At 58.8% G+C, this 16,425-nt stretch carries 11 protein-coding genes and 1 pseudogene; 8 read left to right on the top strand and 4 right to left on the bottom strand.

Annotation, left to right across the window (positions count from 1 at the left end):
• Positions 1-833: 833 nt before the first annotated feature.
• Positions 834-1,424, top strand: a pseudogene (locus BLT47_RS09705) (family 78 glycoside hydrolase catalytic domain); the annotation flags it as partial.
• Between the two features lie 45 nt (positions 1,425-1,469).
• A complete protein-coding gene (locus BLT47_RS09700; protein WP_407706115.1) occupies positions 1,470-2,786 on the top strand; it encodes an alpha-L-rhamnosidase-related protein in 1,317 nt (438 codons plus the stop codon).
• Positions 2,787-3,281: 495 nt separating this feature from the next.
• Here the strand turns inward: BLT47_RS09700 and rfbA are convergent, their stop codons facing one another.
• A complete protein-coding gene (gene rfbA, locus BLT47_RS03030; RefSeq protein ID WP_074661449.1) occupies positions 3,282-4,172 on the bottom strand; it encodes a glucose-1-phosphate thymidylyltransferase RfbA in 891 nt (296 codons plus the stop codon).
• A gap of 378 nt (positions 4,173-4,550) precedes the next feature.
• Here rfbA and BLT47_RS03025 point away from each other — a divergent pair, with 378 nt between their 5' ends.
• From BLT47_RS03025 to BLT47_RS03010, 4 genes are all read left to right on the top strand, one after another.
• Positions 4,551-5,606 carry a bile acid:sodium symporter family protein gene (locus BLT47_RS03025; RefSeq protein WP_074661446.1) on the top strand — a complete coding sequence of 352 codons (1,056 nt, stop codon included), beginning with the start codon at positions 4,551-4,553 and terminating at the stop codon, positions 5,604-5,606.
• Positions 5,607-5,927: 321 nt separating this feature from the next.
• Positions 5,928-6,209, top strand: coding sequence for a WhiB family transcriptional regulator (locus BLT47_RS03020; protein WP_049619943.1), 282 nt, complete (start codon positions 5,928-5,930; stop codon positions 6,207-6,209).
• Entirely contained in the window at positions 6,209-9,727 is a 3,519-nt protein-coding gene (locus BLT47_RS03015; RefSeq protein ID WP_074661442.1) for a glycosyltransferase, read from the top strand. Before BLT47_RS03020 ends, BLT47_RS03015 begins: the two co-directional genes overlap by 1 nt.
• The gene (locus tag BLT47_RS03010) at positions 9,724-11,445 is read left to right on the top strand and encodes a DUF5719 family protein (protein ID WP_074661436.1); all 1,722 of its coding nucleotides are present in this window, start codon (positions 9,724-9,726) and stop codon (positions 11,443-11,445) included. The genes BLT47_RS03015 and BLT47_RS03010 overlap by 4 nt, the downstream gene beginning before the upstream one ends.
• A gap of 97 nt (positions 11,446-11,542) precedes the next feature.
• Here BLT47_RS03010 and BLT47_RS03005 read toward each other — a convergent pair whose 3' ends face one another.
• The 3 genes from BLT47_RS03005 to BLT47_RS02990 all read right to left on the bottom strand — a co-directional run bounded on the left by BLT47_RS03005 (position 11,543) and on the right by BLT47_RS02990 (position 14,715).
• Positions 11,543-12,889, bottom strand: a complete 1,347-nt coding sequence (locus BLT47_RS03005; RefSeq protein ID WP_218122533.1) for a ribokinase — start codon at positions 12,887-12,889, stop codon at positions 11,543-11,545.
• 352 nt (positions 12,890-13,241) lie between these two features.
• Positions 13,242-14,198: a uridine-preferring nucleoside hydrolase UriH gene (uriH, locus tag BLT47_RS02995; RefSeq protein ID WP_049619929.1), complete on the bottom strand. Its 957-nt coding sequence runs from the start codon at positions 14,196-14,198 to the stop codon at positions 13,242-13,244.
• Between the two features lie 82 nt (positions 14,199-14,280).
• On the bottom strand, positions 14,281-14,715 hold the full coding sequence (locus BLT47_RS02990; RefSeq protein ID WP_049619930.1) for a metallopeptidase family protein: 435 nt from the start codon (positions 14,713-14,715) through the stop codon (positions 14,281-14,283).
• Positions 14,716-14,760: 45 nt separating this feature from the next.
• On the opposite strand from BLT47_RS02990, the gene BLT47_RS09665 reads away from it, so the two are divergent.
• Positions 14,761-15,606 (top strand): DUF3499 domain-containing protein, encoded by an 846-nt coding sequence (locus tag BLT47_RS09665; protein ID WP_320753513.1) that lies wholly within the window; start codon positions 14,761-14,763, stop codon positions 15,604-15,606.
• Between the two features lie 77 nt (positions 15,607-15,683).
• Positions 15,684-16,400: an MtrAB system response regulator MtrA gene (gene mtrA, locus BLT47_RS02980; protein WP_049619945.1), complete on the top strand. Its 717-nt coding sequence runs from the start codon at positions 15,684-15,686 to the stop codon at positions 16,398-16,400.
• Positions 16,401-16,425: the final 25 nt, after the last annotated feature.

Raw genomic sequence — 16,425 nt, 5'->3', positions numbered from 1 at the left:
CCAGGCCCCAGACACCTTCGAAAAACACGCGTCAGCTACACTTGACCTTGCAGCATAAACACCACCCCCATGTCCACTTTCCGGGGGTCGGGCCCGTTCGGTGGTGGGATGTTCGAGGGCAGATACTGGGCAGGCGCCAAAGATAGTCAGCAAGTCGGATTTTTGGGAACCTGATTATAGCGGGGGGGGGGGTGAGGCGGAATACTGACGGCAAACCCGATGAACTACGGGTTAATCTGTTGCGCTACGCAAAAAATGCCCCTAAAGAAGAGATTGCTTTTAGTTGGACCAATCATGCAACACACCGGCAAGAAAGCGCTAATATCTCCATTTTCCTGCGCGTAACAGATGAAGATCCGTTGGTTACCTCTGGATGGATCGACGGCCCGCGCCATATTTCCGTTTTTTCGGAAACTATTAGCCAGGCCTTGCAGGATGGCGAACTTTATTACTGGACCGTGACCGTGAAATATGCTGATGGATCAGAAAAGACTTCTGATCGGGTTCCCTTCGGCACTGCTATTGGTGAAGAATGGCAGGGAACAGATCTGGCTTGGCTACCCGGGGCAAAGGGAACACTGACCCGGGCAGAAGTAAACGCCGATGAGACCGTAGAAAGAGCAATTCTTTCTATAACCGGGTTTGATACCGAAGCGCAACTGCGGCACCTTTTCACGGCATATGTCAATGAAACCGAAATTGGGCTCGGGCCAACAAGGCGGCAAGGATCTAGCGTTTTCTACAACACCTGGGATGTAACCGCGGCACTTCGGAAAGGTACCAACGTGCTCGGTCTTTACAGTTATAGTGAAGCGCCGGAAGCAGGGATCCTAATGCAGCTTACTTATTTCTACAAAGACGGGTCACGTAAAGTCGTATATAACTCTTCTCGCGATCGCCAAGCCACACGGATGCATTCGCTAGATACTTCCGTGTATAGAAAACCGGATGCGAGTATTGGCACTTATTATTTCCATGAGTTGGCACAGAATGTAGATCTTGACCGATACCCAAATCAGTGGCTTGAGCCAGGCGATGGAAATAAGGCCATGTGGCAAGAACCCACGTGGAAGCCGGTAGCTTACGAGTTGCGTCCCTCTATCGTCGAAAACACGCAGCGCCATAAGAAAGCCCCGGTAAATATTACAAAAAATGCGGAAGGAATCTTCACTGTCGATTTTGGGCAAGTGGTGCTCGGCGATATCGAATTGCGCGTACCGGAAGGAAAAGCAGCCACAGTTCGCGTTGATCTATCCGAAGAATTGTTTGAAACAAAGGCGCGGGTACCGATGCGAACAGGTAACGCATATTCTGAAGAATGGACCTTTACTGGCAAAGCCAACTGTTTTTCCGGGCAGTCATTGAAGGCCTTCCGGTATGCGACGATCACCTTCTATCCAGGGGAGCTGACAACTGAAAACGTTAGCGCCTTGGTACACAAAAATCCGGAGGCTACCTCGATTGCGCAGATGTCCACCGAAAATGCACTCCTAAACGAGATTTTCGAGTTAGGATCGCGTACTTCGGAAGCAACTTCATTCGACGCCGTTGTGGATTCAGTTTCGCGTGAGCGGCGCCCCTATGAAGGTGATGAGTTGGTTGCGCAACGTATGCGCGAACTGGTGAGTAATGATTATCTGACGGGGCGCAATACCTGGAACTATCTGATGGAAAATCCAACGCAATACACCGAATACAGGCTGATGACCATCCTGGGAGTAGCGCGAGATTACCGCCATACGGGCGACCTTCGGTATATAGAAAAAGTTTACCCGCGGCTACAAGAACTGAGCGAGACAGTAGAGTTTGATTCCGATATTGGGCTGGTGCGCGCAAGCGGAGAGACCATTGATCTCGTGGACTGGCCGCGCACGGAAACTCCCGATTTTGATTTTGACGAAACTAGGTACAAAACAGTTATTAACGCAGTGGCTGCTGCTAGCTTTTCCGAGCTTTCCATGCTTGCCGATAATCTGGGCAAATCGTACGACGCCGCCCACTATGCGCAACTTAGCGAAACTATCCGCAAGACCGGAGACGAAAAACTATTTGATCCTAAGACCGGGGGATATCGGGATGGCCTCGACATTAATGGTCAGCCACTTCCGAACCATTTGCGGCAAAATGACTACGTGGCTCTAGCGCTCAACTTTCCCAGTTCAGAGGAAATTGCGGCACGCATAGCGGAATCAGTTGCGGCAGATGCCGGCCAATCGATGGGAAGCATTTATATGGGCTACTTCTATTACACAGCATTGGTTGAGTCAGGGAAAACACGTGAGGCCTTAGAAGCGCTGTCGAACCCAGACGAAACAAATATGCGTTCCTACGCTCATGTGCTGAGAAACCTGGGAGCTACTTTGGCCCCGGAGGCATGGGATCCCAGTACAAAAGAAAACATGACTTTTTCGCATGCCTGGGGAACTGGTGGTTCGATTGGGCTCATGCGGGCCGTTGCCGATGTTAACTATGATCCCTTACAGTCAGTAACCCATGTTTTCCTTGGGGAGACTCCAGAAGGGAAATGCTCGGTGCAGGTGCCAACACTGGGAGGTAGTGTTCTAGTCGAGACCGAACGGCGTGGCGAAAACGTTTCGGTTAACATCTCCAGCCCGTCGGACAGTGAGCTACGGCTTTCGCTACCAAGCACCGCCACCTCGATGGTGCTGGACGGAACAACGGTTCCGGAAAGCGGAACGGCCCCGGAAAGCGGAACATCGCTGGAAAGCAGGGGCGTAGAGACGGTGGGTGGTGATCATGAACTTACCTATACGCTTCCCCGCTAATTTGCCATCGCGATGAACCCAGTTAGAACTAAGTTGTAGCGCTGACACTCATTTCAAACTAAGTTGTAGCGCTGATGCTCATTTCAAACTGATTTATCGAAATGATTCCAGTTCGATCGGAGCTGGCTGATACTCATTTCAAAATGCACAATGCGGAGTAGCCATTGCTTCGCATAGAGTAGCTCCTACGCGATACGGCACTTAGTGATAGTGCGAACAGCTGGCGATAGTTCCAAAGTTCCAACAGCTGGAAAACCAGCACACTTGAAAACCAGAAACCAGTGGCCGGGAGGCAAGATGTTTCTTGCCTCCCGGCCACTGCCGTCTAGAGAGTATTTCCCAATATTTGCTTAGCGGATTCGCCTTCCCTCCGCCGCGCTTAGCTCTTTTAGTAAGCACCGCGCGGGAGAGAAACGTTTCTTTTCGTGCGCGCGCCGCACGGATAATTTAGTGCGCGCGCCGCTGGGCTCCTTTCACGCGCGCTGCGCTGGGTTCTTAGTAAGCGCCGCGCGGGGTATTCGACCCGGTATCGAGGAGTTCGAGCAGGTAGGCCCCGTACCCAGACTTGGCGAGTGCTTCCCCGCGGGTCCGTAGTTCGTCGTCGGAAAGGAAGCCCTTGCGCCAGCCGATCTCTTCCGGGCAACCCACGGAAAGGCCTTGCCGGGCTTGAATCGTGCGCACGAAGTTCGTGGCATCGGCTAGGGAATCGAAAGTACCGGTATCCAACCAGGCGGTACCGCGATCCAATACCTCTACGGAAAGCTTGCCCGCCTCCAGGTAAACACGGTTTACGTCCGTGATTTCGTATTCGCCGCGTGCCGAAGGCTGCAAAGTCTTCGCAATTTCCACCACGTTATTGTCGTAGAAATACAGGCCGGGTACCGCATAGTTCGACTTCGGATGCTCCGGCTTTTCTTCAATCGAAATCGCGCGGAAATTCTCATCGAACTCCACAACGCCGTAGGCACGCGGATCGGAAACATGGTAGGCGAAAATAGCGCCTCCATCCGGCTGCACATTTGATTGCAAAGCCCGGCCCATAGTGGGGCCATAGAAAATGTTATCGCCTAGTACCAGCCCAGCTGGCTGATCGCCAATGAAGTCTTCTGCAATCACGAAAGCTGTGGCTAGGCCATTGGGCACTTCCTGTACGCCGAAGTGCAAGTTCACGCCGAATTGGGAACCATCACCCAAAAGCCGGTGGAACTGCGGGGCATCTTCCGGGGTCGTGATGATCATAATGTCCTGAATTCCCGCCAGCATGAGCGTGGAAAGCGGATAGTAGATCATCGGCTTATCGTAAACCGGCACGAGTTGCTTTGACGTCCCCAGGGTAATGGGGTGTAACCGCGTACCCGAACCTCCGGCAAGAATAATTCCGCGCATAAAAAGCGTCCTTTCCTAAGTTGCTGTTTTCTATTGGTGGCGAGCCTATCCCACCAGTTTTCACTAAGTGGCGAGGAGGCCCGCCACTTTAACTCGTAGGCGAGCCCGCTTTAACTCATAGGCGAGCCCGCTCGCCCCGAAGGGCGAGGGAGCCCGCGCCTTTGCGAGCTCGGCTCGCCGTACTGTTTGCGGACCAGTTCCCGTAGTCCTACGTTTCAGTTCGCGTAGTCCTACGCTCCAGTTCGCACGCCTGTGGTACACGATACCTTCTATGGCGCCGCTTGGCCCGAACTTGGCGCGTGCGTAACGTGCGGCACATCCGGTTCAGCATGTGGGACACCGCGGGAAACCGCACGAAAAACCATGAGGATGACTGCTATGTCCAAGAAAATGAAGCTAAATGTGCGTAGTTCGGAAGATCGCTCCGCGCTTATCGCGGTCACCGTATTTCCGCTCATTATCCTCGCGGCCTTCTGTTGGGGTTTCTTCGCCCCGGCTTCCGCCGCACACTTTTCCCCGTATACGAACATTCTTCTTGGGGTAATTATGTTCGGTATGGGGCTCACCTTGAAGCTTGCTGACTTCAAGTTAGTATTCACGCGCCCCATCCCGGTATTTATTGGGGTTATTGCGCAGTACCTCATCATGCCGGCAGCGGCCTGGGCGATTACCGCCATCCTGGATCTGCCTCCGGCCGTTGCCGCTGGCGTCATCCTGGTGGGATGCGCGCCGGGCGGGACGTCGTCGAACGTTATTTCCTACCTGTCGAAAGCTGATGTGGCGCTTTCCGTTACCATGACGTCCATTTCCACGCTGCTGGCTCCGATTATGACGCCGTTGCTGACCACCTGGCTGGTGGGGGACCGGATGCCGATCGACGGAGCGGGTATGGCCATTTCCATCGTAGAAATCGTGCTCATTCCGGTGGTTTCCGGTTTGGTGATCCGCTACCTGGCAGACCGCTACTGCGAACGTTTCTTCACTTCTTACGTACTTCCGGTGCTGCCGTGGATTTCCACCTTCGGAATCGCCGGCGTGGTCCTCGGGGTGGTTTCCGGTTCGGTAGACGTGATCCGTTCCGCCGGGCTTATCGTTTTTGCCGCAGTTATTTTGCACAATCTGTGCGGTTACGGTTTTGGTTACCTCTTCGCGCGCCTGTTCCGGGTACGCAAGCGGGCAGCGCGTACCACCTCGATTGAAGTGGGAATGCAGAACTCGGGCTTGGCTGCCGGACTGGCGAAGACTTTCTTCGGTCCGGAAGCTGCCCTGGCTGGCGCGATCTTCTCCATTTGGCACAATATTTCCGGGGCGCTGCTTGCCATGTACTACCGGTGGACGGAATCGCGCATCGATGATGACCCGGTGATTATTGACGGCCGCTACGTAGAAGTAAGTCAGCTGGCAGAAAAAGGTGAAGAACACTCCAAAAACTGAGCCCAAAGTCCCGTTTGTGGGACGACGGCGAAAAATGCCCACAAACCGTGAAATGGCTTTTTAGGTGGTTTTTGGGCGGTGGAACACCAGGTTTTTCTTAGCGTTTGATGTTATATAAGGCTTTTACGCGTTTTTCGAACACCTAAAAATGCGCCAAAATCGCAAGGGTGCAATATACATCCCTGGCTTGACTTTAGGGGAATGACACGCGTGTAATTTAGCCAGACATCTGGGAAATGAGGAGGACCTGTGCGATCACGAAAAGACGAGCTGCGGCTCGCCGATAACACTGAGCTTACCCGGGAGGAAGCGCAGCGTTTGATGCTCGACATTTTCGACCTCGGGTACGAAAAGTCGGACGGCGAGTCCGCCCACTGGCAAGAATACGCGCTGTGCGCGCAAACTGATCCGGATCTCTTTTTCCCGGAAAAGGGTGGTTCCACCGCCCCGGCAACCTCCATTTGCCACCGTTGCCCGGTGCGGAGCGAATGCCTGGAATACGCGCTTGACCACGATATTCGGCATGGTATTTGGGGAGGCATGTCCGATAATGATCGGCGCCGGATCACGCGGGAGAGGCGGCGCCGCGCAGGCGGAGAGTAATGTCCGAATCCCACACTACGCGGGTAGTGGAGGATGTTGCATCCTTTATTGTGACGCGGCCGGCCTCACCCACGCTTACCTCCACTCTTACCGCGGCCCTACTAGGCGAATGCGTGCCCGCCACCATAACCATTCTGGAAGCTACCGGCGCAGCGGAAACTGATATTTCCGCCGAAAACCGCGCCGGTATTAATAATGCGCTAGAACGCGTGAGCGGCGCACTGGGCGAAATACCGGCTGGCGTACAAATAACTACCCAACCGGTACTAGCCAAGAACCTGGGCCAAGCCGTTAACCGTTACTGCGCCCAAGCAACACCCGCAGGTAGCGCAGGCGCGGCCGGCACACTCGCCGATAACGCCGCGTGGCTGTGGATTCTGCATGAAGATTCCGCTCCGGAACCTGGGGCTTTAGCCGCCCTGTATCGCCGCGGTTCATCCTCGCGGGCAATTGCGGCTGTAGGCACTAAACAAATTGGGTGGGACGACCGCCGCGAACTGCTCGAAGTGGGGATTCGCGCCACGCGCTCGGCCCGCCGCGTACCCGAAATCGAACCGGGGGATAAAGACGGCGGCCAACTCGATGGTCGCTCCGACGTGCTCGCGGTTGGTACGGCCGGCATGTTGCTCCGCGAAAGTGCCTGGCAAGAAGTGGGCGGCTTCGATCCAGAACTCGGACCCTTCGGGGACGGCCTAGAAATCTCGCGACGCTTGCGCGGCGCGGGCTGGAGAGTCGTCGTCGAACCGAAAGCGGCAGTGCGCCACGCGCGCCTGGCTTTCGGCACCTCGCACCGCAACTCCTACCGGGCGCGCCGGCTCGCACAAATCTATAACGCGGTATTGGCCGCGCCGGCCGGTTTAGCCCCCGTACTTTTCATGTGGTACGTATTCGCGGCCCTGCCGCGCTGCCTGTGGCGTTTACTCACCAAAGAACCACGCCTTGCCCACGGGGAACTAGTAGCGGGCCTGCAACTACTCGGAAAAATTCCGGCTTTGGTGCGCGGGCGGCAGCGCCACCGGAAGAGCCACACCATAGGCCGAGCCGGCATAAAAGACCTAGAAGCAACCGGGGCGGAAGTGCGGCGCGCCAAAAGGCAAACCCGGCGCGCCGAACGCGAAAGAATCGCGTTGGCCGCCACTCCCGATCCCCTCACTTTGCGCGATCAAGCCAAGTGGCGCCGGCGCACTCGCACCGCCCGCGGGGTGGCGATCTTTATTGGCCTGGCCCTCAGCTTAGGCTTCGCACTTCCCATGATCGGCGCGGGCACCGTAAGCGGCGGCGCTTTCCTGCCAGATTCGTGGACCGGATCAGAGATCATTCGCGGCGCCGCCCATTCGTGGCTGGCCGCAGGCGACGGCGGCCCGGGCCGAATCGACGCGCTCTGGTTACTTCTCGCTCCACTCGCTTTGCTCGGCGAACCGTGGGGCCTAAACTTTGGCACGGTTTTACTCGCCGTGCTTTACACGTCATTCTTCTGGGCCGCGCTCGCCGCGTTTTGGGCGGCCGGCACGCTCACCCGCTCGCCGCATATTCGCGCGCTAGCCGCCCTGGGCTGGGCGGCCGCACCTCCGCTTGTAGGGGCGGTGACCGCCGGTAGCGTAGCTGGAGCCGTGTTCCATATTGCCCTTCCGGTAGCGCTCGGCGCGCTTGCCGGGGTGGGCGCTGCCGCTTCCGCCCGCGCGCGCGAAACTCGCAGCATCTCCCGCCGGAGCGGCCGTACCCAAACCACTGAAACCTCCACCGTGAACACCGCCGCGGCCACCACCGCGACTAGCCCCACTACCACCGCAAACACTCCCGCGGCCACCACCGCGACTAGCCCCACTACCACTGCAAACACTCCCGCGGCCACCACCGCGCACGAGCCGGCGCCTGTAACCTCTGCTTTCCCGCCGTCTGTGGCGGGCCTAGGCGTATGCGCGCTGGCTTTTGTATTCCTCGCCGCCGCAGCCCCGGTAATGCTCCTGGTCGCAACCGTGGTGGCACTGGCTTGCCTGTGGCGGTGGCGCCAGTTGCGAATACTATGGATAGCGGTGCCCGCCTGGGTGCTCATATTGCCTACCCTGAGCCCAAACTGGCGTTTGCTGTTCGCGGTTCCGGGGATGCCCGTGCCCAGCCAACCCACCTGGTTGGGGCTACTAACTTTCTCGCCCACCCTGGGCCGTTCGGCTACCGACATTGCGAAATTGTGGCACGATAGCGGCCTGGCCGTCCCGGCGCGGATCACCGAATTTTTGGGTGACGTGCCATTGGCAATCCCGGTACTTGCCGCCCTGCTCGTGTTGGTGGCCGCAGCGGCGTGCCTGTTGCGCCGCCGGCATTGGCGGCGGATTCGTGCCGGCTGGGCGCTCGCGGCGGCTGGTTTATTGTGGGCGGCGGCCAGTACCCGGGTGATTACAGGGCAGTATTTTGTAGGGTCGACGGCGTTTCCCGCCTACGGTTGGGCCGGTACCGGGCTGTCCTTTGCGCTGCTAGGCCTATTTATTGTGCTCGTCTCCGGTGGGGATGGGCTGCGCACGGATATTTCGCGCCGTTCCTTTGGCCCGCACCAGTTGCTCGGGTTAGGCTCGGTGGGTTTGGTGGCCCTAGCCGGCCTATTTTCTGGCGGGTACGGAATTTCGATGGCAGTTGCCGGGGTAGGAGCTTTGCAACCGGTATCCGGGCCTGCCATCCCCGCGATTGCCGTGGCCGATCAGGCTTCCGGAGCGCGCGGACGCGTACTCGCCCTGCACGCGGATAGTAACGGGGTGCGGGCCGAAATATGGCGAAGCGCCGGGCTCAGTACGCATGAAGTTACGATGGCGCGCCAAGCTCAAGCTGCTACCTGTTTGGCCCAAAATCGGGCCTGCACGGATCCGGCCAGCGCCGATCTAGCTGCCGCGGTTGCAAACTTGTTGGAAGGCAATACGGATGCGGCGAATAGTTTGGCCGCGCATGCCGTAAGTACCGTTTTGATTCCCGCCGGCGAATCTGACGCCGTGGCCGGAGCTCTCAATGCGGCTCCCGGTTTGGAATACGTTACCGAAAACGAATCTGGGAAATTCTGGCGCGTAGTGGCAAGCGAAGGCGAGCCCGCCCGTTTACGGATAGACGGCCAGGCAATACCTTCCGGCCGGCACGGCGCGCACGTTGAAATCCCGGCTGGCGGCCCCGCCGAACTCAGCCTGGCCGAAAGGGCCGACTCCGGCTGGCAAGCCAGCTTAGACGGGCACACTCTGCCCCCAGTAACCAGCGAAACTATCAGCACCGGTGCGGGCGCGAGCGCGAATTCCGGCACCGGCCCGGAAAATAGCGCGGCCACGGAAAACGGTGCCGGCGCGGAAGCGCGGGAAAATAGCGCGGCTGCGGGTAGCTGGCAGCAAAAGTGGGAGTTGCCGGCTCGCACCGAACCGATGATGCTCACGGTAGGATATCGGCCCGGCACTGATGTTTTGATTGGTCTTGCCCAAGCCCTGTGCGGGCTGGTGGCAATCGTGGTCGCCATTCCGATTCGGCGGCGAAAGGTGGTAGCGGCATGAGCGAAGAACAAAATCCGAAAACGCCCGCTTCCGGTGCTACCTCGCCCGGTGCTGTTACGCCCGGTGCCACTATGCCCGATGCCGCTACACCCGCTCCCGGTGCTACCGCGCCCGGCGTTACTGCGCCTAGTGATGCGAAACCCGGGGTGGCTATGCACGGCCGGCGGTTTACCAGCGCGGTGGTAGTACTCGGGTGTTTTGCCCTCTGTTCCGGCCTCGCACTATTCCCGCGTGAAAGTGCCGTCCCGCAGTTCCCGCTCGTGGTGGAAACCGAGACCATGCCCGCCGAGGTTAGTTGCGGGCCCGGGTTCACACGCACTTTCAGCGCTGGCATGGCGGTAGACGAAAACAGTGATGCCAAAGTAAGCACGTCCGCCGTCGATATTACGGAGCTTCCTTCGGGCAGTATTAGCGTGCGGACGGGGAAACCGGCAGCCCCAGAAATCTTTACGGCCGCGGTTCCGGGCCCGGCAGTTTTGGCTGGCGCGCAACGCTATTTGGCAACGGATGGGGACGCGCGCGGTTTGGCGATTAATCCCTGCCAGTTAGCGGTATCGGAGGGGTGGATCGTGGCCTCGCATACGGGCGTTGACGTTTCTAACGTGCTGCTCGTAACGAATCCCGGGGTCAATCCGGTACGCGTCCAGATTTCTGGCTTGGGAGCGGCTGGCCCGCTTGAGCTTGGTAAGGCATCGTCCGTCGTCGTAAAAGGTGGCGCTACGCAGAAGCTACGTTTGGACGGTTTAGCGAGCGCCGATACCCGCATTGCCCTGCACTTGCGTTCCGATTCGGGTACCTTCGGGGCCACTTTACAAACTCACGAACTGGCGGGGGCGAAGAGCGCCATGGTCGATTTTGCGAACCCGGGGCCGGCCGCGAGCTCTTTGGTGATCCCCGGGGTCGTAGTGGGAGCGGACGCGGAGAAGGAGGCGCCCACCTTGCGGATTGCGAATCCGGGGGAGGAAGCGCGGGTGCAGGTCACTTTGTACGGTCCGGAAGGAGCACAACCGGTTACGAAAGAACCGCTCATGGTGTCTGCCACGTCGGTGCTTGATTTGACGTTGGGTGGTTTTGCGCCCGGCACCTACGCGGTGGGAGTGGAAACGGTTCCTGCGGAAGAAACTGTGGCGGGGCTAGAAGCCGAACTGCCGGCGATTGCCGCGGGGGTGCGTATGGGGTCGGATACCGATGGTACTTGGGCTGCCGCGCAACCTTTTGCCACCCACCAAGCACTTGCGTGGGGTGAGTTTGTGAGTGAACCGGAAAAGGCAGCGGCCGCGCAAACCGAAACCGAAGCGGGAGCCGGCGCCGAAACCGATAACGACGCCGCTACTGCGGCAACGGAAAACCAGGAAACCAGCGATACCGAGAAAAGTAATGACGACGCCGAAGATGCGGACTCTGCAAGTACGCTACCCGTGGTCGGCCGGCCGGTGGTGGCCGTGGCTGGGGCAGGCACGGTAACAATCCAACCTGTGGATGCGGACGGTAAAAAGCTTGATCAGGTGGTGGTGGATTTGGGGGAGGCCCCGGCCATTGGGGTGCGGGCGGTGGAGTTGCCACCTGCCGCCGTGGCCGCCACCGTGGAAGCTACCGAGCCGGTTGCCGCGGCCGCGGTTAATGTGGAAGCTCTGGCCGGTGGTAAGGCGACGGCGTGGGTGCCCGCGCTTTCTTCCAGCACCGAACGGGCTAGTAGCCGCATCCTCGCGGTGAACTAAAACTGCTTGGCCGGTAGCTAGGCCGGGCAGTTTGGCCAAGGCTAGGCAGGTGGTTAGCCCGGTAGCTAGGGCGGTAGCTAGTCCGGATGAATTGCTGCTACTGCAACAGTGTGTGCAGCTCCATGCCGGTGGCGTAGCTAGCTTGGGCACCTAGGCTAGTGGCGGCCACCGCGGATATGAAACTAGCGGCGAGGGCAGCCTGTTCTAAGGGCACACCGGCCGCGTGCAAAGCGAGCAGACTCCCAAAGTAGGAATCCCCACATCCAGTGGTGTCTACAGCGGCGGCTCGCATGGCCGGGACTACCGTCGCGGTGCCCGCAAACACTACCGAACCTTGGGAACCCAAAGTCACGATCACCCGGTGTAGGCCGCGTTCGGCCAGGGCCTTGCCCACGTGTTCGCGCGCCTGCGCGCTAGTGGCAATCTGGCCTAAACTCGCGGCCAGCGCGCCCGCCGGCGCGGAAGTTTGCCCGGCGGCGGCCGCCGCGCGGGTTTTCGTATCTGCCGCATTTGCGCCGGCTACTGTATCTGCCGTAGCCGCTGGATCTGCCGCACCTGCTGTAGCCGCCGTATTCGCGGTATCCGCCGCCTGTTCCCAGCCGAGCATACTTGCCAGTTCACCTTCATTGACCACGAGCACATCGGTGAGTTCCAAAAGTTCCGCGGGCACGGTTTCAAAAGGAGAGGGGTTGAGGAACACGGTAGTTCCCGCTTCCCGGGCGATTTTTGCGGCCGCAATCGTGCCTTCCATGGGGATTTCAAAACACAAACCCAAAACGGCGGCGCCGGTTATGGCCGCCGCTTGCTCTTCCACAAAAGCTGCGGTTACTTCCGCGTTCGTGCCAGGGCTGATCACGATCGTATTTTCTGCCTGGCTATCAACCGTGATTACCGCACACCCGGTAGGCGCATCAAGTTTTGCGCAAGCCGTCAAATCCACACCGGATGCGGTCAAAGAATCCCGCAGTAAATCGCCATTCGGGTCGCTCCCCAAAGCACCCACGAAAGCCACGGGTGCCCCCAAACGCGAAGCTTGCACCGCCTGATTGGCAGACTTACCGCCGGGCAGAATTTGCAGGGGAGAACCATGCACGGTTTCACCCGGGCGCGGCAAACGATCCGTCTGAATTGTCAAATCTGCATTCGCAGAACCAACCACGCACACCTGGCTGCCTCTCCCGCCCGCCGGTTCGGTAACCGCTACTTGCGACCGAGTGTCAGTATCTGCCGGGAGCAAGGCTCGTAGCGCTTCCCGGATAGTCGGAAGAGATTGTTCCGGTATTTGCACCGGTACCGAGGGTGCTGGCACCGAAGGGGCCGGCGCCGAGGGGGATGGCGCCGAAGTAGCGCCGGTTGCCGAATTGGTTGCGAATTCTTGCGGAGCGCCAGGCATGTGGTCTTGCGGTGAACGTGGCGTGGAAGATGCGGAGGAAGATGTGGGCACGAGAAACCTCTTTGTTTTATACGTATATAGGTGTGTAGATCTAGAAGTGGGCATAGAAGCCGGTGCAAATGCCGGTGCTAATGTCGGTGCGAATGCTCGTGCCATTGCCGGTGCAAAAGCGGATATACGCCATGCCCGGGCAAGAAAATCTGTACCCGGGCATGGCGATAGAGAAACGACGCTATAAAGCAACAAACAGCGGACGATGAACAAACCGTCTACATGTGAGGCTTTAGCGGGCGGCTGCGGGTGCGGGCACGAGCGCCGGCTTTAGACACCGGTTTGAGCCACCAGCCGCGAGCGCCGGCTTTAGACACCGGTTTGAGCCACCGGCCGCGAGCGCGCGCCGAGCTTAGTTGGCCGCGGTTTTCTGGCCCAGCCGATCGATTGCATCAATGGTCATATCCCAGAACTTGTCGAAGTCCAGGTCCATTGCTGCCTGGGTGGGGCAGTCTTCTGGAATGTGGCCGTAACGCAGTTCGGTTACCGTCATGCCAAGAGTATGCTCACCTTTGGTTTCCACATGAATCGGGGCCTTCACCGTGGTCACCACGCTCGGGTCAATCACGGCGGCGACGGCTACCGGATCATGCACGGGCGGGTAGTCGAAACCTTGGGAATCTTTGTAGGCCTGCCGGAAGAAATCGAAAAGCCCGAGCACAAACTCGGATAGTGGCGTATCCAAAGCGCGGATCCGTGCACATACTTCATCGGTTGCCAGTGCCTTATGGGTTACGTCCAAGCCGATCATGGTCACCTTCCAACCGGCGTCGAACACTACCGCAGCTGCTTCCGGATCAACCTTGATATTGAACTCCGCTACGGCCGACCAGTTCCCCACGTGCACGCCGCCGCCCATGAGCACGACTTCTTTCACGCGGTCGATAATGCGCGGTTCCTTGCGGAGCGCCATCGCAATATTGGTTAGCGGCCCGGTGGGTACCAGGGTTACGGTGCCCGGTTCGTTTTCCATAATCGTGTCAATAATGAGGTCGACGCCGTGGCGCGGGTCCAGTTCCGTGAGAGGTGCGGGAAGTTCGACGCCGTCTAGCCCGGATTCGCCGTGTACATCGGGGGCAATTTCAATATTGCGCAGGAGTGGGCCGGCACATCCGGCCGCAATCGGCACATCCGTGATTTGTGCCATGGCCATCACGCCTTGGGCGTTGCGCGTGGTGCGATGCAGTTCCGCGTTGCCGCCAATCGTGGTTACCGCGAGCAATTCAATTTCCGGATTTCCGGCCGCAAGCATGAGCGCAATCGCATCATCATGCCCGGGATCGCAGTCGAGGATAATTTTCTTTGCCATAAGATTCTCCTTTGAAATGGTGGCCGATAGTTCTTATTCTCCCATAAAGGTGCTTCGTTAGGGATCAGCGCAGCGCGGCTTTTTAGCGCAGGAGGAAGTCGATATCCTCGGGAAATTCGCCCAGGGCGCTGGCAAGTTGCTGCGTTACTACTTGATGAATGAAGAGGTGGCAGTCGGGGGCGCGGCGGGCGCTTTGCAAAATAGCGAGCCGATAGAAAATAAGCCGTCCGGTGATTTCCCCGCCTGGCTCAAAAGGTAGATAGCGGGCGAGGGGAATCCCGTCTTCCCAAGGGGCCGGATCTTCGCTCGGCACGTCGAGGATCCCAAAATCCAGGCCGTCCATTTTTTCCCCGAGCACCATGCGGTAAGTGGCAAGTTCGTAGGCGATAACGTCGTCGAACTTTTCCGCCCGGGTACGCCAGGCCGGCAAAGTGAAAGGTAGGAAGGGGCCGCGGATCCCGCGCCCGTGCCGATCGCGCCGCCGGCCTTGGGAGCGGAGCGGAAAGATTTCTGACATGCCGCCCATCCTAGCTGTGCCGCGGCCGCGGCTTCGCGAACCGCCGTGCGGGCGGTTTGTGTGCTGGGCGGGCGGTTTGTTTTCTATGCGGGAGGTTTGTCTCTGAGTGGCGGGCGGTTGGTCTTTGGGTGGCAGGCGGTTTGTGTGCTGGGCGGGCGGTTTGTCCGCGGGCGAGCCGCGCCAGCCGTGGTACCGTTGCTTGGCGTGAGCCACGTACGGAAGTGCTCCCGAGTGGGATGCGAGAATGCAGCGGTTGCAACCATGACCTATGGGTATGCGGATGCGACCGCCGTGATTGGACCGCTCTCTCCAAAGCCGACTCCGGGCGGTCTTGACTTGTGCGCGCGGCACGCAGAAGCCGTAACGGTACCGCGCGGGTGGCAGATGATTCGTTTGCGCACCGAATTTGAACCGGCCCCGCCTTCCGAATCTGACCTTATGGCGCTGGCGGATGCCATCCGGGAAACTTCGCAGCGCGAAGCTCCCGCTCCCGAACAGGCCGATAGGCGTGCGCGCCGGGCCAGCGATGTGCCCAATTGGAAAACTGGTTACGGCAACGAACGCCGCCGCCCGAATCTGCGGGTGGTGCCCGACGCCGTTTCTGCTCCCGAATCTGCTTCCGCGCCGGTGGCTGCCAGCACGCCAGAACCCGGTTCGGGGCTGCGCGCGGGCAGGGCGCCATATTCTGCCTCCACCGCTGGTTCCGGAAATAGTGCCACTAGTGCCCCGAGCGCACCAGAAAGTGCACGGGAAAATACACGGGAAAAAACACGAGAAAGTGTACGGGAGATTACTCCGGAACGAGAACCGGGAAGCACACCCGAAAATGCAGCGGAACGTGCTCCGGGAATTATGGAAGCCTGGAAAAAAGGCCGCAAGGGCCGCAAGTAGATACGTCGCGCGGCCACGCGCGGTGCAGTGCGGCGCGGTCCGGAGAAAAAGTGCGAATTTCATGAAAAGATAGGTTTATGAGTACGCGCATTCTCGTGGTTGATGATGATCCGGGCATTTCGGAAATGGTGGCCATTTTGCTGGAATCGGAAGGCTATGCGGTAACAGTGTGTGCCGCAGGCAATAATGTGCTCCCGATTTTCCGTGCCGAACATCCCGACCTTGTGCTCTTGGATGTGATGTTGCCAGGGCTGAGCGGGGTGGAAGTAGCCAAGCAACTGCGGGAAGAATCCGATGTACCCATCATTATGATGAGCGCGCTTACTGATTCGGTGGATGTGATTGCCGGGCTGGAAGCTGGCGCCGACGATTACGTGACCAAGCCTTTCGAAAACGCGGTGCTTTTGGCACGTATTAAAGCGCGTCTGCGGCGCCAGGAACCCGAAGCCGATATTTTGCGCGTTGCGGACCTCACCATTGATCTGCGTGCTCACCAGGTGCTCCGCGATGGCGAAGATTTGCGGCTCACTCCGCTCGAATTTGATCTTTTGGCCTGCATGGCGCGCAAGCCCTACCAGGTGTTTTCACGCGAGGAACTGCTCGAACAGGTTTGGGGTTACCGGCATCAGAATGCTGATACACGCCTGGTCAACGTGCATATCCAACGTTTGCGTTCCAAGGTGGAAAAAGATCCGGACCATCCGCAGGTGGTGATTACTGTGCGCGGGGTGGGATACCGGGCCGGGTCTGTGCAGGATAGTAACCAAAACTCCGCGAGGGCAGAGGCCCGGTGATCCGCGTATTCACTGATTCCGGCGT

The sequence above is a fragment of the Actinobaculum suis genome, from assembly GCF_900102025.1.
Lineage (GTDB): Bacteria > Actinomycetota > Actinomycetes > Actinomycetales > Actinomycetaceae > Actinobaculum > Actinobaculum suis.
Note: the sequence above shows the minus strand (reverse complement) of the source record. Positions and strands in the feature narration are given on the sequence as shown.